The 25,382-nt window shown below is 60.5% G+C and carries 21 protein-coding genes; 13 read left to right on the plus strand and 8 right to left on the minus strand.

Annotated elements, in window-relative coordinates:
- The first annotated feature begins 51 nt into the window (after positions 1-51).
- The 3 genes from PTZ19_RS08175 to PTZ19_RS25385 all read left to right on the plus strand — a co-directional run bounded on the left by PTZ19_RS08175 (position 52) and on the right by PTZ19_RS25385 (position 5,361).
- Positions 52-4,572, plus strand: a complete 4,521-nt coding sequence (locus PTZ19_RS08175) for a DEAD/DEAH box helicase (RefSeq protein ID WP_276353651.1) — start codon at positions 52-54, stop codon at positions 4,570-4,572.
- 123 nt (positions 4,573-4,695) lie between these two features.
- A complete protein-coding gene (locus PTZ19_RS08180; protein ID WP_276353652.1) occupies positions 4,696-5,115 on the plus strand; it encodes a hypothetical protein in 420 nt (139 codons plus the stop codon).
- A 9-nt stretch (positions 5,116-5,124) separates the two neighbouring features.
- On the plus strand, positions 5,125-5,361 hold the full coding sequence (locus PTZ19_RS25385) for a DUF1871 family protein (RefSeq protein WP_422614979.1): 237 nt from the start codon (positions 5,125-5,127) through the stop codon (positions 5,359-5,361).
- A gap of 81 nt (positions 5,362-5,442) precedes the next feature.
- Here the strand turns inward: PTZ19_RS25385 and PTZ19_RS08185 are convergent, their stop codons facing one another.
- Both PTZ19_RS08185 and PTZ19_RS08190 read right to left on the minus strand, forming a co-directional pair.
- Positions 5,443-6,102, minus strand: a complete 660-nt coding sequence (locus PTZ19_RS08185) for an SGNH/GDSL hydrolase family protein (RefSeq protein WP_276353653.1) — start codon at positions 6,100-6,102, stop codon at positions 5,443-5,445.
- A 45-nt stretch (positions 6,103-6,147) separates the two neighbouring features.
- A complete protein-coding gene (locus PTZ19_RS08190; RefSeq protein WP_276353654.1) occupies positions 6,148-6,867 on the minus strand; it encodes an adenosylcobinamide amidohydrolase in 720 nt (239 codons plus the stop codon).
- Positions 6,868-7,137: 270 nt separating this feature from the next.
- Between PTZ19_RS08190 and uvrA the strand changes: the two genes are divergently transcribed.
- The 4 genes from uvrA to PTZ19_RS08210 all read left to right on the plus strand — a co-directional run bounded on the left by uvrA (position 7,138) and on the right by PTZ19_RS08210 (position 13,160).
- Positions 7,138-9,996, plus strand: coding sequence for an excinuclease ABC subunit UvrA (gene uvrA / locus PTZ19_RS08195; protein WP_276353655.1), 2,859 nt, complete (start codon positions 7,138-7,140; stop codon positions 9,994-9,996).
- Positions 9,997-10,340: 344 nt separating this feature from the next.
- Entirely contained in the window at positions 10,341-11,189 is an 849-nt protein-coding gene (locus PTZ19_RS08200) for a hypothetical protein (protein ID WP_276353656.1), read from the plus strand.
- A 54-nt stretch (positions 11,190-11,243) separates the two neighbouring features.
- On the plus strand, positions 11,244-12,242 hold the full coding sequence (locus PTZ19_RS08205) for a phosphotransferase enzyme family protein (RefSeq protein ID WP_276353657.1): 999 nt from the start codon (positions 11,244-11,246) through the stop codon (positions 12,240-12,242).
- A gap of 18 nt (positions 12,243-12,260) precedes the next feature.
- Entirely contained in the window at positions 12,261-13,160 is a 900-nt protein-coding gene (locus tag PTZ19_RS08210) for an aminoglycoside phosphotransferase family protein (protein ID WP_276353658.1), read from the plus strand.
- Positions 13,161-13,185: 25 nt separating this feature from the next.
- On the opposite strand, the gene ilvN is transcribed toward PTZ19_RS08210, so the two are convergent.
- A complete protein-coding gene (ilvN, locus tag PTZ19_RS08215; RefSeq protein ID WP_276353659.1) occupies positions 13,186-13,662 on the minus strand; it encodes an acetolactate synthase small subunit in 477 nt (158 codons plus the stop codon).
- Positions 13,655-15,427 (minus strand): biosynthetic-type acetolactate synthase large subunit, encoded by a 1,773-nt coding sequence (ilvB, locus tag PTZ19_RS08220; protein WP_276353660.1) that lies wholly within the window; start codon positions 15,425-15,427, stop codon positions 13,655-13,657. Before ilvB ends, ilvN begins: the two co-directional genes overlap by 8 nt.
- 123 nt (positions 15,428-15,550) lie before the next feature.
- Here ilvB and PTZ19_RS08225 point away from each other — a divergent pair, with 123 nt between their 5' ends.
- The 3 genes from PTZ19_RS08225 to PTZ19_RS08235 are packed head-to-tail and all read left to right on the plus strand — an operon-like array spanning position 15,551 to position 18,619.
- Positions 15,551-17,605 (plus strand): LuxR family transcriptional regulator, encoded by a 2,055-nt coding sequence (locus PTZ19_RS08225; protein WP_276353662.1) that lies wholly within the window; start codon positions 15,551-15,553, stop codon positions 17,603-17,605.
- A 50-nt stretch (positions 17,606-17,655) separates the two neighbouring features.
- Entirely contained in the window at positions 17,656-18,198 is a 543-nt protein-coding gene (locus tag PTZ19_RS08230) for a hypothetical protein (RefSeq protein WP_276353663.1), read from the plus strand.
- Positions 18,199-18,253: 55 nt separating this feature from the next.
- Entirely contained in the window at positions 18,254-18,619 is a 366-nt protein-coding gene (locus tag PTZ19_RS08235) for a GNAT family N-acetyltransferase (protein ID WP_276353664.1), read from the plus strand.
- A 167-nt stretch (positions 18,620-18,786) separates the two neighbouring features.
- Here the strand turns inward: PTZ19_RS08235 and PTZ19_RS08240 are convergent, their stop codons facing one another.
- Together PTZ19_RS08240 and PTZ19_RS08245 are read right to left on the minus strand one after the other, a co-directional pair.
- Positions 18,787-18,957, minus strand: a complete 171-nt coding sequence (locus tag PTZ19_RS08240) for a hypothetical protein (protein WP_276353665.1) — start codon at positions 18,955-18,957, stop codon at positions 18,787-18,789.
- Positions 18,954-19,484 (minus strand): hypothetical protein, encoded by a 531-nt coding sequence (locus PTZ19_RS08245; RefSeq protein WP_276353666.1) that lies wholly within the window; start codon positions 19,482-19,484, stop codon positions 18,954-18,956. Before PTZ19_RS08245 ends, PTZ19_RS08240 begins: the two co-directional genes overlap by 4 nt.
- A gap of 245 nt (positions 19,485-19,729) precedes the next feature.
- Here PTZ19_RS08245 and PTZ19_RS08250 point away from each other — a divergent pair, with 245 nt between their 5' ends.
- The 3 genes from PTZ19_RS08250 (at position 19,730) to PTZ19_RS08260 (ending at position 23,932) form a co-directional block, all read left to right on the plus strand.
- Complete coding sequence (locus PTZ19_RS08250) at positions 19,730-19,936, plus strand: hypothetical protein (protein ID WP_276353667.1); 207 nt, start codon at positions 19,730-19,732, stop codon at positions 19,934-19,936.
- Between the two features lie 151 nt (positions 19,937-20,087).
- A complete protein-coding gene (locus PTZ19_RS08255; RefSeq protein ID WP_276353668.1) occupies positions 20,088-21,266 on the plus strand; it encodes a S1C family serine protease in 1,179 nt (392 codons plus the stop codon).
- A 137-nt stretch (positions 21,267-21,403) separates the two neighbouring features.
- Positions 21,404-23,932: a U32 family peptidase gene (locus PTZ19_RS08260; RefSeq protein WP_422614980.1), complete on the plus strand. Its 2,529-nt coding sequence runs from the start codon at positions 21,404-21,406 to the stop codon at positions 23,930-23,932.
- Positions 23,933-23,978: 46 nt separating this feature from the next.
- Here the strand turns inward: PTZ19_RS08260 and PTZ19_RS08265 are convergent, their stop codons facing one another.
- Positions 23,979-24,455 (minus strand): hypothetical protein, encoded by a 477-nt coding sequence (locus PTZ19_RS08265; protein ID WP_276353669.1) that lies wholly within the window; start codon positions 24,453-24,455, stop codon positions 23,979-23,981.
- A gap of 5 nt (positions 24,456-24,460) precedes the next feature.
- Positions 24,461-25,234: a M15 family metallopeptidase domain-containing protein gene (locus PTZ19_RS08270; protein ID WP_276353670.1), complete on the minus strand. Its 774-nt coding sequence runs from the start codon at positions 25,232-25,234 to the stop codon at positions 24,461-24,463.
- Between the last annotated feature and the right edge of the window lie 148 nt (positions 25,235-25,382).

A 25,382-nucleotide genomic window follows, 5' to 3' on the forward strand; every position in this document is an offset into this window, starting at 1 on the left:
CAGGTCGATTGAGACCGTTCTTCACCATCCAATACGAGAAGGCGGGTTTCCATGGAATCGCGGCAACAACCTCCGTTTCGCGGGATGCATCCGGTGCTGTCGGCATGGTTCGCCGAAACGTTCGGAGAACCGACGGACATCCAGCGCCGGTCGTGGGAAGCAATCGCGTCCGGCATCCATGCGCTGATCGCGGCGCCGACCGGTTCGGGGAAAACGCTGGCGGCACTGCTGCCGTGCCTGAACCGGGTATTGGAAGAGAAAGCCGAGGGTCGCTTCGGCGGCAAAGGCGTGCGGATTTTGTACGTAACGCCGTTGAAGGCGCTCAACAACGATATCCACGAGCATGCGGCCGGCTTCGTGGAGGAGCTGGACCGGTTAGCGCGGGATCGAGGGATGGCTTGGCCCGGCTTGCGAAGCGCCGTCCGGACGGGCGACACGAAGCCGTCCGAACGCGCGTCCATGCTTCGGAACCCGCCGGAACTGCTCGTTACGACGCCGGAGTCGCTCTATATTCTGCTCACCTCGGACAAGGGCCGGGACATGCTCCGCACGGTCCGCCAAGTCATCGTGGACGAGATTCACGACTTGGCCGCCGATAAGCGCGGGTCTCATTTGTCTTTGTCGCTTGAACGGTTAGAGGAATGCTGCGGCAGCGGGCTGCAGCGGATCGGCATTTCCGCGACGCAGAAGCCGCTGGAGCGGGTGTCGCGGTTTTTGGGAGGATGGGAAGAGGCGGAATCGACGGCGAACAAGGACGGGATTTCAACAAGCGAGGACGGCGATCCGGGAATCGCGGAAGAAGAAGACGGCGAAATCCGCGGGTTTGCGCATCCTCTCGGATATCGCCCGCGGCCCGTTCGGATCGTCGAGAGCCGCATGGAGAAGTCGTACGAGGTGCTTGCGACGCTCCCCGATTTGAACCGCCAGCTGCAGACCCGGGATGCCGCGGTATGGCTGCCATTGCTTGACCGGCTGACGCAGTTGATGGAAGGAAGCCGCTCCGTATTGATTTACGTGAACAGCCGACGCTTATGCGAGCGGCTTTGTTTGCGTTTGAACGATCATGTCGGCTATGAAATGGCCCGCGCGCATCACGGCAGCATGTCCCGCGAATGGCGCCTGGAAGCGGAACGGCTGCTGAAGTCCGGGGAGCTGCGCTGCATCGTGGCGACGTCCTCGCTGGAGCTCGGCATCGACGTGGGCCATGTCGATCAGGTCATTCAGATCGACCCGCCGCCGGATGCCGCATCCGGCATCCAGCGCATGGGCCGCGCCGGCCATTCCGTCGGCGGCACGAGCCGCGGCGCCATCGTGGCCCGCTACAAAGGCGCGCTGCCGGACGCCGCCGTGCTCAGCCGCTTGATCGCCGAGCGCGACATCGAAGAGATCGTGATCCCCCGCGACGCGCTGGACGTGCTCGCCCAGCAGACGGTGGCGATGACGGCGGAGGGGGAACGAACGGCAGACGAGTGGTACCGGCTTGTCGTCCGGAGCGACGGTTACCGCGCGTTCCCGCGCGAGCGCCTGGAGCCGCTGCTGGAGCTGTTGTCGGGATTTTATCCGTTCGTCCGCCCGCTGCTGGATTGGGACCGGGAGACTGGCACGATTTCCCGCCGGCCGGGATCGGCCATGGCGGCGATCACGGGGGCCGGCACGATCCCGCAAAGCTCGGCGTATCCGGTGCACCACGCGGAGAGCCGGGCCCACATCGGCGAGCTCGACGAGGAATTCATCCACGAATCGAGGGTCGGCGACGTCGTCCAGCTTGGCGCGCAATCCTGGATCATCCGGGAAATCCGTTCGGACCGCGTCTACGCGACCGAAGCGGGCAACCGGTTCAGCGAAACGCCGTTCTGGCGGAACGAAGCGCCTTCGAGATCGTACGAGCTGGGATTGAAAATCGGGGCGTTCCTGCGGGAAATGGAGGGACGGATGGCGAGGCCCGACCAAGAGACCGCCGATTGGCTGCAGAGCAGGTATGGCTTGGACGCCATGGCCGCCGGGGAGTTGATCGAATACATGCGCTCCCAGCAGGCGGTCAGCATGATGCCGACCGACCGGCGGATCGTAGTCGAGCAATACCGGGATGCCGCGAACCAGAAGCACGTGCTGATCCATAACCTGTTCGGGCGCAAGGTGAACCGCACGTGGCTGATGGCGATCCAGCGGCAATTCGAAGGGAAACTGAAGTATCGGGTCTACGGCAATGCCAAGGACAACGGCATCGAGCTCGTGTTTTCCGATTGGGACGTTTCCTGGCTGCACGAGATTTGGCAGATTACGACCGCGAACGCGGAAGCGATCTTGGCCGACGCGCTTGCCGAGTCCCCGCTGCTGGCAGTATCGTTCCGGAGGCTGGCGGAGACCTCCCTGCTGATGGCGCGCAGCTTCACGCGGGTTCCGCTGTGGCAGAAACGGCTGCGGAGCGCGGAGCTGCTGAAGAGCGCTTTGCCGTATGCGGATCGGTTCCCGTTGTTCCGGGAAGCGATGCGCGAGGCGATGCAGGATTTTCTGGACCTCGATCGGCTGCGAGAAGTGTTGGACGGGATGGCGGACGGGAGCATCGATACGGTCGTGCGCGAAACGGAGTTTCCGTCGCCGCTGGCGGCCCAGTTCGCGTTCGACTACGTCAACATGCGAATTTACGAGGGCGATGGACTGGACGAAGCGGTGCAGCTGCAATTACTGCAGTTCAGCCGTTCCATGGCGGGGAACTTGTTCGGCGGGGATGACGGCGCGTTGCAGCCGGTCGATCCGGAAGTGCTCGAGGAGGAAAGGCAGAGACTCGCCGAAGCGGGCAGGGAAGTGCGGAACGCGGACGGGCTGCTCCGCCTGCTGAAGGAACGGGGCGACCTGACGGAGTCGGAGCTCGAGAAGCTGGCCGGATCGGAAGCGGGAGCATGGCTGGAGGAATTGAAGCGCGGCCGCCGGGTGGCCGAGATTCGCCAGCCGGACGGCGCCGCGCGCTGGATCGCGGCGGACGAGCGGGAGCTGTATCGGTCGTTTCCGCATTCTGCCGAGTCCGTTGCGCTGATCGCCGGCCGTTACGCGGACCATCGGCTGTCGGTGACGGAGGCGGATTTGCGGGAGCGTTTTCCCGGACTGTCGGCGAAAGAAGCGGAAGCCGTCGTGGACACGCTGCTTGGGCAAGGCCTCATCGAACAGGCGCCGTTCGCGGCGGACGCATCGGAGCGCTTATGGACCAGCCGCAAAGTCGCCGAGCGGCTCATCCGGCTGACGATCGGCAAAGCCCGCCGAAGCCTGGAGCCGGTGGAGCCTTCCCGCCTGCTGGAAGGGCTGCTGCGGCGCCAGCGCGTGCTGCCGGCGGGCGCACTGCGGGGCGAGGCCGGGCTGCTGGCGGTGCTGGAGCGGCTGCAGGGCTTGTTTTTGCCTTGGACGTTGTGGGAATCCGTCGTGTTTCCGTCCCGGCTGCCGGACTACCGGAAGGAAACGCTCGACTTGCTCTGCGCCTCCGGCCAAGTGATCTGGGTCGGCCGCAAGGAAGAGGGGGAGAAGGAAGGCCGGACGGCGTTTTTTCTGGCCGAGAGCCGGGAACTCTACGCGCCTTGCCTCCAGGCGGAAGAAGCGCGGGCGGGTGCCGCCCGGCACCCCGAACTCCTGGAACGGTTAAAAAACAGCGGAGCGAGGTTCCTCACCCGTCTGGCACAAGAAACGGGTCGTCTCCCCTCGGAGGTATTGTCCGATTTGCTGGACTTGGTATGGGAAGGGCGCGTCTCGAACGACCAATTCGCGCCTTTGCGTCAGTCCGGCCGCGCGAAAGGGAAAGAGGGCTTCCAGAAAGCCGGCTCCGGACTGGGCCGGTGGTATTGGACGGGTTCGCTGCTGGCAGACGGCGAAGCGGGTCCCGGGGCAACGGACGCATCGGCGAATTCGGGACGCCCGGCAAGCTCGCCTGAAAGCCCGGCCCTCAGCCACAACGCCGACGGCCAGCCCGCCGTCCAATGGATCCACCATTTGTTGCAAACGTACGGGGTTCTGACGAAAGACCTCGCGAACAAAACGTGTCCCTACGAGTGGGATACGCTTCTCCCGGTTCTAAGACAGCTGGAAGAATGGGGCGCGGTCACACGGGGAGCGTTCGTCCGCGGTCTTCAGGTCCTCCAATTCACGACCCGCGAGCTGGCGGAGGAATTCCGCAAGCCCCCGCCTTCGGATGAAGGAGCCCCCGTGACGGTTCTGTCATCCGTGGACCCGGCCAATCCGTATGGGTTGATCTTGGATTGGCCCTCCCGGGAAGGCGCGTCTTTCGCGCGGAAGGCGGGAAATTACCTGGTGCTCCAAGGCGGCCGCTGGCTCTACTGGATCGAGAACGGCGGCAAGCGGATTTTCGCCATGGAAGAGGAAGCGGCGACGGACCCCCGTTTCGCCGAATCCGCGCTGCGATCGGCGTTCGCGGCGTTGCTGAAGCGGCAGGGTTTGTCCAAAATCACAGTCGAACAGTGGAACGGTCAAACCGTGACGGAGACGCAAGCGGCCGATCGTCTGCGCGCGCTTGGCGCCGAACGCGACCGGAGCAAGCTCGTGGTATGGAAGAGCGCTTTGCATTCGTAAACCATCCGAAATATTTACGCGATAAAGAGCTTCCCGGTAAGGGGAGCCGTATCATTACGGCTTGCGAGCGGAAAGTATGAGATTGTAAGTAGGACAGATTATAGTTCAGGGAAAGTTACAACAATGAGTAGTGGGCACGGGGGAGCAAAAGATGCGTTAGCGTGGATGGACAGCCCTTATTACGAATATCCCATGATGGCTATTGGAATGTTAGATGGAGCAGGAGAAGCTAGGCTCCTTGCTAAATATGGTGATAGAATTGGTAATCTTGGTACATTTATTAAAAATGAAACGCCAATAATCGACTGGGCTAACGCTCGGGTACATGCACTTAATAGGATGGTACAAGAAAATTTATCTCCCGAAACTGTCCAAAGCTGGGTAAATTCGGCAAAAGCGATCTTACAAGACGATGGTACAATTCTATATCTATCAAAAAAGGGAGCTGTTGCAATCAAAAATGGAGCACTTCAAACAGTATATAGTGCAAATAAGTATAAGGATCATATAAAAGATGCGATCGTACTTTTGTTTGGTAAATGAGGTGGAACTGTGATAGAAAAAATATCTCATGTAATCAATACTTGGGACCCGGCAAGATTAATGTCACATGCACCTGACGATGAATACACATTCGAAGTAATGAAAATTTATGAATTTTTGCAGAAAGAAAAGGATCCTCATAAATTGGCATATGAAATAAAGAATATATTTAACCAAACATTTGGTGATGAGATTAATTACGACTTGAAAACTTACCTAGAAGTAGCACATCAAATATTGAGTTAAACGTTATACCACATGTGAGTGTAAAAACTCCATGTGGTTTTTTATGAATTCTCATCTACGTGACGATTAGGCTAGCGCCCCTCATTCCCCCTCCCACCGGTACCCGACGGCTTGCAGCCAAGCGCGGGCGACGATCATGTGGCCGGTCTGGGTAGGGTGGATCCGATCGAGGGCCAGTTCCATCGAATAATGGTGCTCCAGATAACGGTCGAATGCTTGCTGGACGTCGACGAACAGGGTGCCGTGCCGCTGGCTGACGCGTCGGACGGCTTCTCCGTATCTATCCGTCATCTCCCGGACGCGGTCGCGGCCGTTGCTTTCGATAAAGAAAGGGGTCATCAGGATCACGCCCGACGCGCCCCCGTCTTTCGCCGACGCGACGAGCCCGTCCAGCGTCCGTTCGTATTCCTCCAAAGAAACGTGCCGCTCCGACATATGCCGGCGGTTGAAGTGGCGCGTGACGTCGTTGATGCCGATCATGATGGAGAGCCAGTCGGGCTTCAGGTCGAGCGCATCGGTTTGCCATCGATCCTTCAACTCCCGCACGGTATTGCCGGCGATCCCCATATTGACGACGCGGATTTCCTTGGTCGGGTAAGCCGACTCCACCAAAGCGTTGATCATGGAGACGTAGCCGTTCCCCAGGCTGTCCCCCTTGCCTTCGCCGACTGGCCGTGCCCGGTCGCAGTCGGTGATGGAATCCCCGATCATTAGGAGTTTCGCTCGGTCCGGAATCCTCATTTTATCGAAAACCTCCGCCTTTGGTTTCTCTCCCGAATCAAAGTCTCACTCGATGAAAGCCGACTCGCCTTGCGAGGAGACCGTTTCTCTCACCGAACGGTACACCAATTGTCCGATCGCGCTGCCGATCGGCGTCGCCGTCCCCGCATAGCGGTGGACATGCCCGTTCGCCGCCCGCGGGTTGACGGCAAGCACGATCGCGTCGGTCGTCGTGCCGGTCGCCGCAGCCGGATAAAGATGATCCTGGATACCCTCGTCCTGAAGCGCGGCCGCCTTGGCTTCCGTGGCCGTGATGATCGCGTTCACGATCGCGGCTTCGGACATTCGGGCGTCCAGCAGCACGACGGTGTTGATCGTACCGGCTGCGTATTCCTCGAATACCGGCCGTTTTAGCCCGGCACGCGCGGCGTTGGCCGTTCCGGCCGTGGTGCAGACGACTAGCCGGAAACCGCCATTTGTCCATTCGCAAATCGAGGCGTGCGGCAGTTTGGCTGCGGTAATGAGCCCCACGCACGTTTCCGCCGGATATCCCCAATGCGCGATCCGGTCACGCATCAACGTTGTCGGGTCGGAGCAATCGAAATCTTTGCCTACCCGCCAATTGACGATATGGTCGGCTTGACCGGCGTCACCCCATACCGCATTGCTGCGAATATCGAGAAGATGGCCGGTCTGAATGAGAAGATGGTCTTCGCGGAAATGAACGGCGATTTCCGGCCACGCGGAGGAGCGGTATAAGGTCTCTCTGGTTCGGAACGGCTGCAAGGAAACGGCCTCCTCGTCGGATGCATGGAGCCAGGCGCGCTAAAGCATCGGATAACGCCCGGAAAACGAATCTATTATAGTCCGAATTCACGGGATACGCATCCGAATTTCTTCCTGAAAATTCGAATCGATTACAAAAATTTGCAATCCCGTTTGCATGCCGCCCTGTCGTTGGGTATAATGGACGGGAACAAACATTCCTATTTGTGGGTGAACGACTGCGGCCGGACCGATAACCCCGCCGCTCCGTCGCGAAAGGGGCTTTCATCGTTGGCCAACGAGTTTATCGTCATCAAGGGCGCCCGCGCCCATAACCTTAAAAATATCGACGTGACGATTCCGCGGGACAAGTTCGTCGTGCTTACCGGCTTGTCCGGTTCGGGCAAATCGTCGCTCGCCTTCGATACGATCTACGCCGAAGGCCAGCGCCGTTACGTGGAATCGCTGTCCGCCTACGCACGGCAATTCCTCGGCCAGATGGACAAACCGGACGTCGACTCCATCGAAGGGTTGTCGCCGGCCATTTCCATCGACCAGAAGACGACGAGCCGCAACCCGCGTTCGACCGTCGGGACCGTCACGGAAATTTACGATTATTTGCGTCTGCTGTTCGCCCGGATCGGAAAGCCGCATTGTCCGGAGCACGGCGTGGAAATTTCCTCGCAGACCGTGGAGCAGATGGTCGACCGGCTCATGGAATATCCGGAACGGACGCGGCTGCAGATTCTCGCTCCCATCGTATCCGGACGCAAGGGGGAGCACGCCAAGCTGCTGGCCGACGTCCAGAAGCAAGGCTTCGTCCGGGTGCGCGTCAACGGCGAAATCCGGGATCTCTCGGAGAAAATCGAGCTGGAGAAAAACAAGAAGCACTCGATCGAGGTCGTCGTCGACCGCATCGTGGTGAAAGACGAAGTCGCCGCCCGGCTGGCGGATTCGCTGGAGACGGCATTGAAGCTGTCCGACGGTCAAGTGATCGTGGACGTGATGGACAAGGAAGAGCTGCTTTTCAACTCCAAGCTGGCTTGTCCGATCTGCGGCTTCTCCATGGATGAACTCGCTCCGCGAATGTTCTCCTTCAACTCGCCCTTTGGCGCCTGCCCGGAGTGCGACGGCCTCGGCGCGAAGATGATCATCGACCCGGAGCTGCTCGTGCCCGACCGGACCAAGAGCATCGACGACGGCGCTTTCGAAGCTTGGGCCGGCAGCACGTCCAACTACTATCCGCAGTTCCTCGCGGCGGTCTGCGCCCATTATGGGATTCGGACCGACGTGCCGGTGTCGGAACTGACCGACAAACAGTTGGACATCCTCCTGTACGGTACCGGAGGAGAACGGATCCGCTTCCGCTACGAGAACGAATTCGGGCATACGCGGGACGCGCAGGTTCCGTTCGAGGGCATCGTCCATAACCTGGAGCGGCGCTATCGGGAGACCGGTTCCGAAGGCATCCGGGAATTCATCGAAGGATACATGAGCGCCCGGCCTTGCGGCACCTGCAAAGGACATCGTCTGAAGAAGGAAGTGCTGGCCGTCACGGTCGGCGGCGAGAACATCGCGCACGTGACTTCGCTGTCGATCGGGGACGCCCGGGAATTTTTCGAGAGGCTCTCTTTGAACGAGAAAGAGAAGGCGATCGCGAACCTCATCCTCAAGGAGATCAACAGCCGGCTGGGCTTCCTGGTCAACGTGGGGTTGAACTATCTCACCATGTCGCGGGCGGCGGGCACGCTGTCCGGCGGAGAAGCGCAGCGGATTCGCCTGGCGACGCAGATCGGCTCCAGCTTGATGGGCGTCCTGTATATTCTCGATGAACCCAGCATCGGGCTGCATCAGCGGGATAACGACCGGCTGATCCGGACGCTGGAGCATATGCGGGATCTCGGCAATACGCTGATCGTCGTCGAGCACGACGAGGACACGATGCTGGCGGCGGATTACATCATCGACATCGGGCCGGGCGCCGGCATCCACGGGGGCCGGGTCATCTCGCAAGGGACCCCGAAGGAAGTGATGGCGGACGAGAACTCGCTTACGGGCGCATACCTGAGCGGACGCAAGTTCATTCCCGTGCCGCTCAAGCGCCGCAAGCCGAACGGCAAGTGGCTGGAAGTGAAGGGCGCGAAGGAGAACAACCTGAAAAACCTGAACGCCAAATTCCCGCTCGGCGTCTTCACCGCCGTAACGGGGGTGTCCGGCTCCGGCAAGTCCACGCTCGTGAACGAAATCCTGTACAAGACGCTGGCCCGCGATTTGAACAAGTCGAAGGTGCGCCCCGGCGCCTATAAGGAAATGCTCGGCCTGGAGCATCTGGATAAGGTCATCGACATCGACCAGTCTCCGATCGGCCGGACGCCGCGCTCGAACCCGGCGACGTACACCGGCGTGTTCGACGATATCCGCGGCGTATTCGAGATGACGAACGAAGCGAAAGTCCGCGGCTATAAGAAAGGGCGCTTCAGCTTCAACGTCAAAGGCGGGCGCTGCGAAGCCTGCAAGGGCGACGGGATCATCAAAATCGAGATGCACTTCTTGCCGGACGTGTACGTGCCCTGCGACGTGTGCAAGGGCAAGCGCTACAACCGCGAAACGTTGGAAGTCAAATACAAGGGCAAGAACATTTCCGAAGTGCTGGATATGACGATCGAGGATGCGACGGAATTTTTCTCGAACATCCCCCGCATTCACCGGAAGATCCAGACGCTGATGGACGTCGGCCTCGGCTATATGACCTTGGGCCAGCCAGCCACGACGCTGTCGGGCGGGGAAGCCCAGCGCGTCAAGCTGGCGGCCGAGCTGTACCGCCGCAGCACGGGCAAGACGCTCTACATTCTCGACGAGCCGACCACCGGCTTGCACGTGGACGACATCGACCGGCTGCTGCAGGTGCTGCACCGCTTGGTCGACTCGGGTGAATCGGTGCTCGTAATCGAGCACAACCTGGACGTGATCAAGACGGCCGACTACATCGTCGACCTCGGCCCCGAAGGCGGCAGCGGCGGCGGCACGATCATCGCGACCGGCACGCCAGAGGAAGTGGCGAAAAACCCGAAATCCTACACCGGCAAGTACCTCGCGCCGGTCCTGGAGCGCGACCGCGCCCGCACCGAAGCCGCGATGGCGAAAGTTTGAGTCTTCTTTTCCCGCGAACGGCCTCCGAATCGCGAGCCTCCGTTGCTTAGGCAACGGGGGCCGTTTTCGTTTCTTTACAGTAAAAAAGAGGAAGTTTACGCGGAATGATCGAAGAAACAGAATGACGGAAAGCGGTTATATCGAGGAAAACGATAAATCATGGCGACGGAGAGAGGGGGCGATCGTTCATGCGAAGGTTCGGTGCAACCTTCATAGGCGCAAGTCTGCTGCTGGTTGTTTTGGGTTCCTGCAACGCCTCTCCCACCGCACGGTTCGCCAAGTCCGCTCTCGCGTCTCCGGAAAACTCCAACGCTCTAATCGTTGCCCCTCATATAGAGGCCAGTGTGTCTCCAACAACGGAGACATCCGCCCCATCCGCGCCGGCAGCGGAGCAGGACGAATGGTCCGGCATTTTGCCTGAAGGCATCGTTCCGTACGACGTTTTCGAGCAACAATCGGAATCGTATGACCAGGCGCTGCTCGTCTCCGGATTACAAAATTCAAGAGCCGTCGTCCGTTGGTTTTGCCTGAACAAGCTGGCCGAAAATCCCGACGGTCTCGGGAGCGCGGAAGTCTCTGGGATCAAACGTATGGCGGAGGAAGATCCGGACGACGAAGTTCGGCAAGCCGCGAAGTTCGTCATGGAAATTGTCGGGAAAACGTATCGGGGAGAAGCATTCGCGCACCCCGCGGATGGAAAAAGGGCTGCCTATCGCTTGTTCCAGGAAGCGCGGTTTAACGACGGCCGCGTCTGGCTGGCGACGGACGGAAAGAGCCGGTTGATCTTCGAATCCGGCGCGAGCGTGACGCAACTCCTATTCTCTCCGGACGGCAAGAAACTTGCCGTAGGTTACGGGGGGCGAATCTGGAACGCGATCGCCGTACTGGACGCGACAGGCAGCGGGTCGGCGGCGCCCGAGCTTCCCGACTTGATCGGCATGGTTTTGGGCAATCCCGAGAACGGATACAATGGCATCAAAATCGAGGATATTCCCCGTTTCGATCCATATGTGACGATAAAGTCATGGAGTCCGGACAGCCGTAAATTTCTGTTCGCCTACCAATTCGGCGATAAAGATTTCAATACGCAATACGGGTTTGGAGTATATGACGTATGCGACAAGAAAGTCACCAAGGTTTACAAAATGGAAACCGACGGCCGCGATACCGCCCCTGAAGGATTTCATTGGTAGTCGCGCGAAATGAAAACACAACAACTTTCACTCCGTCCCAGGAGGTGACATCGGATGACGCAAGCGGAGAAAAACCTCTGGGCGCAAGAAATCGCCGCCGCCCTGAATAGCCGTTTCGATCTAACCGTAAGGGACGCGACAGTCATCGAACTGGGTTGGATCAACATCAAATGGAAAATGGACACGGACCGCGGGCCCGTCTTCGTGAAGTTCTACCACCCGGACCGATATCGCCTGCACCAGCGCCCGGACCGAAGAGAAGAGATGGAACGGACGCTTCGGTTACAGCACGGATTGAACGAAGCGGGCGTTCCGTGCCCTAAGGTCTACTCGCACGAGCATAGGTTCCTTCAGGAAACGTCGGGGGGATTGTGGTTCGCCGCGTCGGATTGGGTGGAGGGACGAACCGTTCCGGCCGGCTCGATGACGACATCCCAAATGCATGATCTAGGTCAGGCGGCCGGACGGATGCACGCCTGGCTGCGGTCCGTGCCGCCCTTAAGCCGGCCGGCCTGGGAACCGGATCGGGAAGCCTATATGCGCGAATGGGAGGTCAACCGTCAAAAAGCCTTGGAAACGGGAGACGAGACGGTGATCGGGTGGCTGAACCGGTCGCGGGAGATCGTTCAATCGATGGATTTCTCCCGGTTTGAAACCTGTCCGACGGGCTGGCTGCATTGGGATTTATGGGTGGACAACCTTTTGCTGCAAGGGGAAAGGTTGGCCGGCATCGTCGATTTCGATCGGATGACAATGGCTTATCCGGGGATCGACGTCGCACGAGCGGTTTTGTCCGGGGCGTTGCGGGACGGGAACTTGCGGACGGAGGCGGTTCGATCGTTCATGAAGGGATACCGTACCTATTCCGAGATGCCTCGGGGCTTACTATCCCGGTCGATGCAGATGCTTTATTTGGTCGAGTCGATCTGGTGGCTGCGGACGGAGGTTCGCCGCGAAAGCGGACTTCGCGCGTTGCTGGGACGTTTCATCGAAGAAATGCATTGGATCGAAGACCGTTGGAACGTACTGCCGGATTTGCTGGATGAGGTTTGAAAAAGGGAGGCGATATCGTTGCGATTGCCCGATACGTTCATGAACACCGTGCGTTCCGTGCACGGAGAGAAAGGGGAAGCGTGGCTCCAGGCTTTTCCGGACCTGATCCGAAGGTGCGAAGCGCGCTGGTCGTTCCGGGTGGGGGAGCCGTATTCGCTCTCCTTCAATTTTGCCGCCCCGGTTCGGTTCGCGGACGGGAGCGAAGCGGTGCTGAAGCTGGGCGTGCCCAACAAGGAACTGACCTCGGAAGCCGGGGCGCTGCGGCATTTCGGCGGCATCGGCGCCATCCGTGCGATCGAAGCTTTGCCGGAGGAAGGCATTTTGCTGCTGGAAAAGGCCGATCCCGGGCATTCCCTGCATTCCGTTCCGGAAGAGGAGGCCGTTCGGATCGCGGCCGCCGTCATGGCCAAGCTGCACCGGCCGGCTCCCGCGGATCGAGCTCCTTTTCCGACCGTGGAAATCTGGTTCCGGGGACTGGAACGGCTGCGGTCGCGCTTCGGCGGCGGGACGGGACCGATCCCCGAAGAGTTGGTCGCAAAAGCGGAGGAACGGCTGGCGGAGCTTCGCCGAACGCCGCGTCCGCACGTTCTATTGCACGGTGACCTGCACCATGGCAACATCCTCTCCGCCCGGCGCGAGCCCTGGCTCGCCATCGATCCCAAGGGCATCGTCGGCGAAGCCGAGTACGAGCCCTGCTCCTACTTCATGAACGAAATCGACTCCAAGGATCCGCAAGGCCAAGCCCGCAGGCGCGCCCTGACGTTCGCGGACGCCATGGGGCGGGATCCGGACCGGATTTTGCGCTGGGCGTACTGCCATGCGATGCTGTCCGCCTGGTGGTGCATCGAGGACGGCGTCGGCCAGGCGGACCGCCAAGTAGGGCTGGCCCTCCATTTGGACGCGATCATCCAGACCTAGCGTCCGACTCCGCCGCGCGTTCCCTTTAACCCCGGTTCATCGCCGTTTCTCCCGTGCGGGCGATCTCCAGGATGCCGTAGGGCCGGATCAACTGCAGAAAGGCGTCGTTTTTCTCCGGATCTCCTACGGCCTGCACGATCGCGGTTTCCGGCCCCACGTCGACGACCGAGCAGCGGAAGGTGTCCGTCAAACTCTGGATTTCCGCGCGTCTCGCCGGGTCAAGCCGGATCTTGACCAGCATGAGCTCGCGGCTGACGAAGGGACGCTCGTGCAAGAGCCGGGCCTCCCGTACGTCGATCAGCTTGCGGAGCTGGCTGCACATTTGGCGGATGACGGCTTCGTCTCCGATCGCGGCCACGGTCATGCGGGAGAGGCCGTCCGTCTCGGAAGCGCCGACCGTGATGCTCTCGATATTGTAGCCCCTGCGGGAGATAAGGCCCGCCACCCGCTGCAGCACGCCCGGCGAATCGTTGACCGTCAGCGAAATCAGCCGTTTATTCATGTTTAGAGCCCCCCTCTGCCGAACCAGCAGGCCCTAAAATCATGTCCTCGAGCGCCTTGCCCTGCGGGACCATGGGATACACCAACTCTTCCTTGGAGACGACGAAGTCGATCAACACGGGTCCTGCCGTCTCCATCGCCTCCTGCCATACCCGCTCCGCTTCCGCGGGCGTTTCCGCGCGAAGCCCTTTCACCCCGTAAGCCTCCGCGAGCTTGACGAAGTCCGGGCTGCCGGACAAGTCGATATGGCTGTATCGCCCCTCGTAAATCAGCTCCTGCCACTGCTTGATCATGCCCAGCGTCCGGTTGTTGATGACGGCGATTTTCACCGGAATGTGATGGATCGCGCAAATCGCCAGCTCCTGCGCGCACATCTGCATGCCCCCGTCTCCGTTCACGGAAACGACGGTCCTGCCAGGATTGCCGATCTGGGCGCCGATGGCGGACGGGAAGCCGAAGCCCATCGTGCCCAAGCCGCCGGAAGTGATGAGCGAGCGCGGACGGCGGAAACGGTAAAATTGCGCCGCCCACATCTGGTGCTGCCCGACGTCCGTCGTGACGATCGCTTCGCCTTCGGTCGTTCGCGAAATCATTTCGATGACGTACTGGGGCTTGAGCTCCGTATCGGAGGCTTCGTAGCGCAGCGGATATTCCGTCTTCAGCCGGCGCAGCCGATCCGTCCAAGCCGCATTTTCCGCGAAACCGCCGGCCGCCCGAAAGTTCAAACGTTCCAGCACCCGCTTGGCGTCTCCCGCGATGGGAATAGCCGCCGGGACCAGCTTGCCGATTTCCGCCGCGTCGATGTCGATATGGGCGATGCGCGCCCGGGGCGCGAAGCCGTCCAGCCGCATCGTAACGCGGTCGTCGAACCGCGCGCCGACGGAGATCAGCAGGTCGCATTCGATTAAGGCCCGGTTGGCGGCATACGTGCCGTGCATGCCGGGCATGCCCAGCCACATGCCGTGATCGGCCGGGACGGCGCCCAGACCCATCAAGGTGGTCGTCACCGGGATCCGGGTCAGACGGAGGAATTCCTGCAGCGCTTCGCCGGCTTCCGACTGGATAACGCCCCCGCCTGCCAGTACGAGGGGTTTCTCGCTCTGCTCGATCGCTTCCAGCAGCGTGTCCAACGCTTCCTCGTCCAACGGCCGCTGCTCGCCGTCGCCGTCGTAGCCCGGCACGCGGATCGGACCCTCGGGCGGGGTATAGACCGCCAAGGCGGCGCTGACGTCCTTCGGGATGTCGACGAGCACCGGGCCCTTCCGGCCGGTACCGGCGATATGGAACGCTTCCCGGATGATCCGGGCCAAATCCTCCGCGCGGCGGACGAAATAGCTGTGCTTCGTGATCGGCTGCGTGATGCCGACGATGTCCGCCTCCTGGAACGAGTCGGTGCCGATGAGATCGGTCGCCACGTTGCCGGTGATGACGACCAGCGGAACGGAATCCATATAGGCGGTCGCGATTCCCGTGACCAGATTGGCGGCACCCGGGCCGGACGTCGCCATGACGACGCCGGTTTTGCCGGTGGAACGGGCGTACCCGTCCGCGGCGTGGATCGCCCCTTGTTCGTGCCTCGTCAGCACATGCCGGAAATCGGGGTTGCCGTGCATGGCATCGTAAATATACAAGACGGCGCCCCCCGGGTAACCGAACACGCACTCGACTCCTTCATCGAGCAGCGCGCGCAGCAGGATTTCGGAACCGGTCAACCGTTCTCCGCCGTTTTTCGCAGCCCATGCCGTTCGTTGCGTTTTCGCGTTCATTTCGTTGCCCCCTCGAGTCGAACTACTCCCAAGGTACACCAGCGTCCGGCTACTTGAGGCTACCCTTTCGGTTACTTTGCACGTATACTTTTAGATAAAAATGGGAGAGACGGAGGTTGGCCGATGCGGAATACGATTGGGGAACGGTGGAATCGGCTCATGGAAGACCACTTCGTAGGCCGGACTTTCGAAATCGAGCTGTTTCGGCGATTGCTGTCCCGTCTCGACCGACAGACCGAGCGGATCTTGAACGTGCACGGAACGGCGGGCATGGGGAAAACGGTTCTCCTGCACCGGTTTGCGTCGATCGCCCGCGAGCTCGGGGCCGTTCCGGTATATATCGGCTTGAGGGAAACGGGAGGGGACCCGGAGACGGTTTGCAGGCTCATTTTAGAAGGTCTTGAAGCGCCGGCGTCCGCGAACGAACGGGCTGGGACCGCCGAAGCCGCCAGCCTGGAGGCGCTGCACCGGATGCCGGAGAACCGCAAAGTCGTGCTGCTGCTGGACGAATACGAGGAAGCCGGCCCGGCCGATTCCTGGCTGCGCGTTTCTTATTTGCCCCGCTTGCCCTCCAGCGTGCTCCTCGCGGTGGCGGGGCGATTTCCTTTGGATGGGCCGTGGCGGTATGCGCCCGCCTGGAACCGCCTCATCGTCCGGCTGCCGCTGGCGGAGCTGCCGTACGAGGATATCCGGGCATACCTGCGGAAATGGGGCGTAACGGACGAGGAAACGATCGACGCGGTATGGCTCCGGACGCTCGGCCATCCGCTCGCCGTATCGTTGGCCGCGCCGAACGGGGGCGCGCTGCCGCCGGCGGCCGGGCAACGCCGGACCCCGCTTGGGGATCCGATCCGGGAACTGCTGGAGGAGTGGCTCCGGGAAGCGCCGGACGATGAGCTCCGCAAGCTTCTGTTCGCCGCTTCCTGCGTCCGGACGTTCCAACAGGAGCTGCTTGAAGCGTTGATCGGAGAGCCGATCGGGTGGGCCAAGTTCGACCGCCTCCTCCGGGTGTCCTTCGTATTGGAAACGGGAGGGGGCTGGAAGCTGCATGAGGTCGCCCGGGAGGCGCTCGTTCAGGCGTTCCGCGAACGGATGCCGGGGACGTTCGAACGTTATCGCCGGGCAGCGTCCGCCTATTGGGAGCAGCGGATCGAGGAAGGGTTGGCGTTGGGAAAGCCCGTCACCCGCGACCTGGCGGAGCTTCTCCACGCGGCGGGCAATTCGGTTCTCCGCGCGCATTACCGGCATGAGCGGACGGCCTCCTCTTACCTCGAACCGCTGGGCGACGGGGACCGCGAAGATTTCGCCGCCTACGTGGATCGACGGACGAAGCAGGCGAAGGCGTGGAACGTCCGCTGTTCCGATCCGGAGTCCGGCGCCCTGTACCGGTTTGCGTTCACCCCGGAGGAGAGCCTGCTTCGGTTGACCGCCGTCCCTTGGGAGGACATTCTGCGGCTGCCCGAACCGGACCGGGATATCGGGCTGCAGCGCAACGGGGAAGGCCGGGTGACCGGCGTGTATGCCTACGTCCGCATTCATGCGGGCACCTTGGATTTCCTCGGCCGCGTCCCGCTTTCCCGCGCTTGGGTGCGGACGCTGACGGCGGAGCGGCGCAAAGCGCTGGCTGCCGAGGGGGGAGGCGCGAAGGCTTGGTACCAGTTCGCGGTGGACGCGGAGAACCTGGAAGAAGAAGAGATCCGTTCGGACAACGTGCGCCGGCTGTTCGGCCGCGTGATGGAAGGCTGCCTGATCGTCGCTTCCCCGCCGCCGCTCGATTATTACGATACCGCGATGCCGGCGCTCGGATTCGATATCGTCTCGGGTGCAGAACACGACGACTATGGACAGTTCCGTCCCGCGCGGACGTACGAGCTGGATACGCGGAACGGGAAGCTCCGCGGGTTCTTGAACCGGATTCTGGAAAGGGAAGGGACGGTCGCCGACGAGCCTGCTGACGCCCCTGCCGGCGGAACCGGCGCCCTGGCCGAACTGACCGAGCGGGAGAAGGACGTCGCGCGGCTGCTGGCGGCAGGCCAGTCGAACGCCGAGATCGCCGCCGCGCTGTACGTCAGCGAAGCCGCCGTGAAGAAGCACGTCAACGCCATGCTGTCCAAGTTCGGTCTCAAAAACCGCACCCAGCTGGCCAGGCTCGTTTTGGAAACTTCCGCCCGCTTTTGAACGTCCAATGATCATTACGGTTTCCATTCGATGCGGAGGAGGGCGCGAAATTGGGTTTCCGCTCTTGGTTCTGGGGATTTCTGTTCCTGTTCGATTTTCGTTTGAACGGATTCGACATGTTGCCCGACGTGGCCGCGTATCTGTTTTTCGCCGCGGGATTCGGCAAGATGTCGTTCGCAAGCCCGCGCTTGGACACGGCGCGCAAATGCTTGCCGGCCCTGTTCCTGCTCTCGATCCCGGACTTGTACGCGCCATGGCTGCAGCTTTTTCCGGGGCCCGTGGCGTTCGTCTATCAGTTGGCCGTTCTGTTGCTCGGCGCGGTTTTCGTCTATCAAATCTGCGCGGCTATTAAAGAGAGGGCGGAGCAGAACGGCGACGGCGAGTTGGCCGGAATGGCGCAAACCCGGGGAACGCTCTATCTGGTCATGGCCGCGATTACGGGTGTTCCCCTGCTGTTCATGGGCGGAAGCCACACCAGCGTTCAGTTGCCGGGCGCGAGCTTTCCGCTCGTGATCGCCTTGTTCGTTTTTTCCTTGATCGTGCTCGGCTTGCTGATGGATTTGATGAAAAAATGCGAGGTCCGAATCGGCTGACGGTTGCCCGTTTCCCCGGCTGTACACGCATTCGAATGACTTGGAGGCAAAATAGATGCGGAATTTCGAAATCCGGCGGTTGCGGGACCCGGACGACTATGAGGCGGCGGCGAACCTGCTGAACTTCGTCGGGTCGGAACCGACGACGGGAGAGCGGTTGAAGGAAGTGGAGGACCAGATCCCTCCCGGTCGGCTCCATTACGACGAAGAGGGGCGGCTCATGGGATGGGATCGTCCCAAATGGGTGGCGGAAGACGAGAAAGGGCAAGTCGTCGGATACGCGATCGCGTGGCGGGCGCCTTGGACGGCGCCAGGGGAATTGGTCCATACCGTCGTCATTCATCCGGATCGCCGAGGCGACGGGATCGGAGGGGCCTTGTACGGCGCGGTTTACCAATGGTTATCTGAGGACGCACAATGACTCCGCGAACGTTCCGATGCTGCGGATCAATCGCGATCTCATGGGCTTCCGGGGCGAGCCCGGCTACTATAAGATGGTGCGCAAGCTTCGGTAGTTCGGGTTCAGCCATCGGGTCGTTCGGCAGAAACGAAGAAAGGAGGAGGCAGCATGCCTCCTCCTTTCCGAGATTATGTTTCCGTGCCCGCCGGTGAATCCGTACTCCGGAACTCGGAATCCGGCTGATAAGCGATCAGGGTAATCGGATGTCCGCTGAGCTCGGAAATTTTGCTTTCTGCTTGGCGGATTTCGTCCACGACTTCCGGCTTCAGTTCGGCGAATTCATAATGTCCCGGGCTCATTGGGGCATTTTCTCCACGATTTTCTTCTGCAGGTCGAGCACTTTCTGCTGTTGGACGATGATCTCCCGCTTTTTCGCGATGACGGTTTGCATGTCGGCCTTGGCGGCCTCCCATTGTTTGGCCGAAGCGTGCCGGTCGAACTGCTCCCATGCGGCGTGTTTTTGCTCGCTTAAGGCATGGATTCCCTGGCGGGTCGACTTGAGCTGGACGAGCCAGTCCTTGATCTGGCTTTTGAACGCCTCGCGCTGGGCGTCGGTCATCTTCGCGTGGGCCGATCTCATTTGCATCCGCTGCCGCTTGAATTGCTCGAAAAGCCCTCTTTGCTGCTCCTTCAGCTGATCCAGCGTTTTTTTATACGCCTGCACGTCGGCCGGATAAGCCGACCAGTCCAATTTCGGATGCTGCTCCGTACGATGTCCGTCTCCGCCGTGGCGGTGGTCGGGGTGTGCGGCTTGCGCCATCGCGGGAGCCGACAGGAGCAGGCTCAGGCTCAGGCAGGCCATCGCGGCCAGCGTTTTCCTGCGCATACGGATACCTCCCAGTTGTTGGATTCCTCCCTAGTATGGGAAATCGGCCCCGCTTTAAACCGATGTCCGGCAAATTCGCGTTTGACCGCCGGCTTTCGTGCCGCGTTCATAAAGCATGCCGGAACCGGAAATTTTATGATGTGTGACAAAGTTGTTACGGCGGCAAGTTCGGACTTGCAAGCGGGGCAGGCAAAAGCTAACATATATAAAGATGGAAAGGCATGAGATTAAAGGAGGGCCCACCAATGTTTTTGGCGGAGCAGGCGGAGGAATCGGCGAGCACGTTCCAGACTTTCGACGTATTCATGGTGCTGTTTACGATCCTTATCGCCATCGGCTTGGTGAGATTGCTGCTTGTGCGGCCTCGCAAAAATATGTTCGCCATCGGGTTTGCCGTCGTCGCGCTGGTGATTTTCCTGATCGCCGACTTCAAGATGGTAAGCGGCTGGTAACGAACGAATACCGCGATCGAAACGGGCCAGGGAGCCGAACCGCTCCCCGGCCCGTTTTTTTGCGTCCCGTTATCTATTTTCGCCTATGGAAATTTATGCTAGAGTAAGTTAAACACGTTAAACATTCACGCGGTTGAAGGGATTGGAAACCTTGAAGAGAAAAATCTTATTCCTCGTGCTCGGCAGTTTTCTGCTCACGGGAGCCGCCAGCGCGGCCGCGGCCGGATTGTGGGGGGCGTACAAGGGCAACCCCGTCATCAAGGTGAAAGTAGACGGCCAAGACTACAAAACTTCGGGCGTGCCCCCGGTTTCCCTGAACGGTCAAGTCATGCTGCCGCTCAACGTTTTGAAACAACTGGGCATCAACTACACTTATGATAGCAAGAAGCTGACCGCGAACATCGAGAAACCCGATCCGTCTAAAGCGATCGATAAACAGTCCCGGAGCGCGCTCGGTTCGCTTGGCTCCGTTCAATTGAGCAGCGCCGGCGGGAAAGTCAGCGCGTTCGCTTCCTTCACGAAAATCAAAGACGAAGACGCCGATTGGGACTTGATTTTCGAGAAGTTCAGGCAGCTTGCGCAGATGGACGCGGATACCATCGGCATCGATTACGTCGACGCGGACGGCACGTGGATCGGATCGGTGTCGATCGACCGCGGCGCCGTACTGGACTATGAAAGCGGCAAGACCGCGGATATTTCGGATCGGTTCGTCGTATCGGGCCATCTGTTCAAACCCGTGCTGTCCACCAAAGAAATCGGCAAGCTGCAGAACGCGGTCGGCGTCGTGCTGACGTATGACTCGGACGGCGAGCCTTTGGCGCAAGGATCCGGCTTCGTCGTGAACGGGAATTTATTCATCACGAACCACCACGTCGTCGAGGATGCCTCCAAAATCGTCGTCAAGCTGGACGGCGTCACCTATGACGTGTCCGACTGGTATTATTTCGATAGCGAGGATTTGGATTTGTACGGCGTTCTGCTTTCGACCTCTTACGATTCCGGCGGGGCGGCCACGGGGACCCTCCCGGCGCACTCGCTCGACTATACGACGCAGGTCCCGGAAATCGGGGAGAAGGTGTACGCGATCGGCAGCCCGCAAGGCTTCGAAAACACGTTGACGGAAGGGATCGTCTCCTCGATCCGTACCTATGACGGCGTCACGTACATCCAACATACGGCGGATACGGACCACGGGTCCAGCGGCGGCGTTCTCCTCAACGAAAAAGGAGAGGCGATCGGCGTAACCTCGATGGGCGTGGACGGAACGAGCCTGGATTTCGCGATCCCGATGAAATACGTGCAGCGGGAGCTGGACCAGGCGGAATAAACGCATACGCTTCCCCGACCGCCTGCCGGCGCCCCTGCTCCCGGCGGGCGGTTTCGCTTTCCATGGTTGCGCGCGGACCCGTTTGGTATACTGGAAAGTAACAATGCCGCACGATGCGGCTTTTTGGAGGTTATCCGATGACGGACATGGCCGCGAAGCGGCGTGAAGATATCGAACTGCTGGCGCCCGCCGGCGATTGGGAATGCCTGCGCGCCGCGGTGGCGAACGGCGCGGACGCGGTGTATTTCGGCGCGGAGAAATTCAACGCGCGGGCGCGCGCCCATAATTTCCGGATGGACGAGCTGCCGGAGATCATGCGGTTTCTGCACCGCTATGGGGTGAAAGGTTTCCTGACTTTCAACATCCTCGTGTTCGAGGACGAACTCCCGGATGCGAGGGAGCTGATCGAAGCCTGCATCGATGCGGGCGTGGACGCCGTGATCGTGCAGGATCTCGGGCTGGTCAAGATGATCCGCGAAATTTCGCCGGATTTTCCGATCCACGGGTCGACCCAGATGACGATCACGTCCCCGGAAGCGGTGGAATTCGTCAAGCCGTGGGATCTGGAGCGGGTCGTGCTCGGACGGGAAAACAACTTGAAGCAGATCAAGCAGATCGGCGAGCAGGCCAAGCTGCCGATGGAAGTGTTCGTGCACGGCGCGCTGTGCGTTTCGTATTCCGGCCAGTGCCTGACCTCCGAAATGTGGGGCGGCCGCTCGGTGAACCGGGGAGAATGCGCGCAGGCTTGCCGGCTGCCCTACGATCTCATGGTGGACGGCGTGCAGAAGCCGATGGGCGACGTGGCGTATTTGCTGTCGCCGAAGGATTTGGCCGCGGTGGAGCTGGTGCCTGAGCTGATCGAAGCGGGCGTGACTTCATTCAAGATCGAAGGGCGGCTGAAGAGCCCGGAGTATGTGGCCAACGTCGTCGGCAAATACCGCAAGGCGATCGATAAGTATTTCGGAGGGGATCTCTCGGATCCGAGCAAGGAGGAGATGCGCGAGCTGCAGCAAAGCTTCTCGCGCGGCTTCACGCACGGCTTCCTCGAAGGAACGAACAATAAGCAGCTGGTCGAGGGCACGTTCCCCAAAAGCCGGGGCGTATACCTCGGACGGGTGGAGAAGGTGCTTCGTGATGCGGTCGTCTGCGTCCTGGACGCGCCGCTCAAGCGCGGGGACGGCATCGTGTTCGACGCGGGCGACCCGACCAAGAAGGAAGAAGGGGGCCGCGTCTACGACCTCCGCCGGTCCGGCGCGAAGCTGGAAGGGGAAGCGCCGGAGGGAGAGCGGATCGAGATCGTCTGCGGCCGCAACGACGTGGACCTGAGCCGGGTACGGGAAGGCCATCGGATCTGGAAGACGAGCGACCCGGCGCTGGACCGCCGTCTCCGCGGCACGTTCGAGACGGAGAAGCCTTACCGCACGTTCGGCGTCGCGGTGTCCGTCTTCGGTCAGGAAGGCATGCCTCTTCGGACGATCTGGACGGATCTGAACAAAGGGACGACGGTAGCGGTGGAATCGGAGATGCCGCTCGAACGCGCCGAGAAACGGCCGCTTGGCGACGAGGTGCTCGAGGAGCAGCTGGGCCGTCTCGGCGGCACGCTGTTCCATCTGGAGAAGCTGGACGTGTCGCTGAAAGGCGACGTCATCGTGCCGATGCGGGAGCTGAACCGGATGCGCCGCGAGGCGGCGGAACAGCTGGAGCGGCTTAGGGAGCAGCCGCCGGCATATGCGAAGCGCAAAGTGGACGTGTACGCCGATGCGGCACGTCCGGACGGCGGCGCGCGCGATGCCGCCCCGGCGGAGGCGCGGCTGACGGTGCTGTGCCGGAGCCTCGAGCAGGTTCGGGCCGCCGCGGAGACGGACGCGGCGATGATTTACGCCGATTTCGAGTTCATCAAGCAGTTCCCGGACGCGATCGCGATCTGCCGGGAAGCGGGCAAGCCGATCGCGCTGGCGACGCCTCGCATTCATATGCCGGGGGAGAACGGCTACCATAGGAACATCCTGAAACTGCGGCCGGACGCCGTATTGGTGCGCAACACGGGGGCGCTTTACTTCTACCTGAAGGAACGCCTGCAGAACCCGGGGAACGAGCATCCGATGCTGATCGGCGATTTCTCGCTTAACGTCGCCAACCACAAGACGGCGAACCTGTTCCGCGAAGCCGGGCTCGACCGGATCACCCCGTCGTACGACCTCAACGTGCAGCAAATGGTCGACATGCTGGAACGTACGGACGCGTCTTGGCTCGAGGTGGTCATCCACCAGCACATGCCGATGTTCCATACCGAACACTGCGTGTACTGCACGTTCCTGAGCGAAGGAACCGATTATACGAACTGCGGCCGTCCTTGCGAGCAGCACCGCGCTTCGCTGCAGGACCGGATCGGCATGTCCCATCCCGTCCGGGTGGACGAAGGCTGCCGCAATACGGTGTATAACGCGATCGAGCAGTCGGGATCGGAATATTTGAGCACGTTCCTGGAACTCGGGGTTCGTTCTTTCCGGGTCGAGTTCCTGGAAGAGAACGCCGCCAAAGTCCGGGAGGTGCTTGCGTTGTACCGCTCCGCGATCGAAGGCCGCATCGGCGGGCCGGAAGTGTGGCGCAAGCTTAAGGCGATCAACCAGCTGGGCGTCACGCGCGGACAGTTGATCAAGAAATAAAGGATAGGAATGCCGCCTGGCGACGCGGCGGCGTTCCTATCCTTTTTTATTTTACGGCAGGCGATAGGGAGAAGCTGATTTTCGATACGCCCAGCGCGCGGTTCTCCCACAACACATGCTCGACCCATTCGCCGTCGCGGTCGGGGCACGAAACCATCACGACCACTTCGGAGGTGATGTTTCCGGGCGTCGGGTTCGTTTGTTTTCGGACGATGGCGTATTTGATCAGGAATCCCGTCAGGACGCCGATGATGGCCCCGATTAATCCCCACAGGATCGGCCCCCATCTCAGAACGAATCCGTAAATCGTTCCGAGCAGCATGAATACGGTCCCGAGAATCGCGGCCAAATCCAGCACGCTGTGCCCGTCCGCGTGGTGAATCGTGTCCATCAGCTGAAGCGTGCGCCGCCTTTTTTCCAAGGGCACGGCGAGGATGTCTTCGCGCTCCAGCCCTTTGCTTTCGAGTTCCGTCAGCGCCAGCTCCAGGAAGACGGTTTTTTCGAAGGTCGCGATGACATACATCTTCCTCACCTTTCCCGAAGGGGCATTGGAAACGAGGGATGGAGATATTGCCGGCGGAGAAATTCCGACTGCTCCGTCTCGAACAGCTTGTTCTGCTCGACCGCGGAGTCGTAGGCGTCATAAACGATGAACGCGTACATGGAAGGCAGATACATCGCCCACTGCATGTCGAGGACCCGCTTCGCCCCCGCGAAATCTCCCGCCGCCGTGAAATGCATGCCCTGGGGAATGCGGGAGTAATACATCAGAACCATCATGGCCCCGGAGATGAACAAACCCGTCAAAAATTTATGGATATACAGATGCCCCACTCCCGGAGCGAAGAACGACCACCAGAACGCCAGCCAAGGCTGCTTTTTATCCATGAAGTTGATATCCAGGGGCGTCATCTTGAAATTCTCGATCGGGGCTTTTTCCCTTTCCGCCAGGAGATACTGTTTGTTCAAATCCGTGCACAGCCGGTAGCTGTCCCAAATGTTGAATAAATAAATCGTCACGTAGAGGATCAGCCAGCGCTCATCCATGACCTCCCGGGCTTTGTCGAAATCTCCCAGCAACGTATACAGGATGCCGGAATTGATTTTGGCTTTCGTGTTGATGAACATTTCCCAAACGATAAAGAGGAAGGCGGCCAAATAGCGTTGAAGCATCAAGTAACCGAAGCCCGGGAAGGAAAAAGCGAAAAACATGACGGTCCACGGGTTGCGGGGATGAAGCGTCGTGGTTCCGAACCCGGCCAACAGGGCCCGGATTCGTCTGGGGGGATACGGCCGATTCACAGGTTATGCCTCCTTGTCATGCCCATTGTTCCCGAGCGCAACCGGAAGGTATACGCCGTTTTCGAATCCGATCCGGAAAAAAATGTAAGGAGCGGGTTGACGCTTATTGGAAAACTTGTTTCCGGAATCGGTCCGGACAGGCTATAAT

The organism is Cohnella caldifontis (genome assembly GCF_029360585.1).
In the GTDB taxonomy this organism is placed as follows: Bacteria; Bacillota; Bacilli; order Paenibacillales; family Paenibacillaceae; genus Cohnella; species Cohnella caldifontis.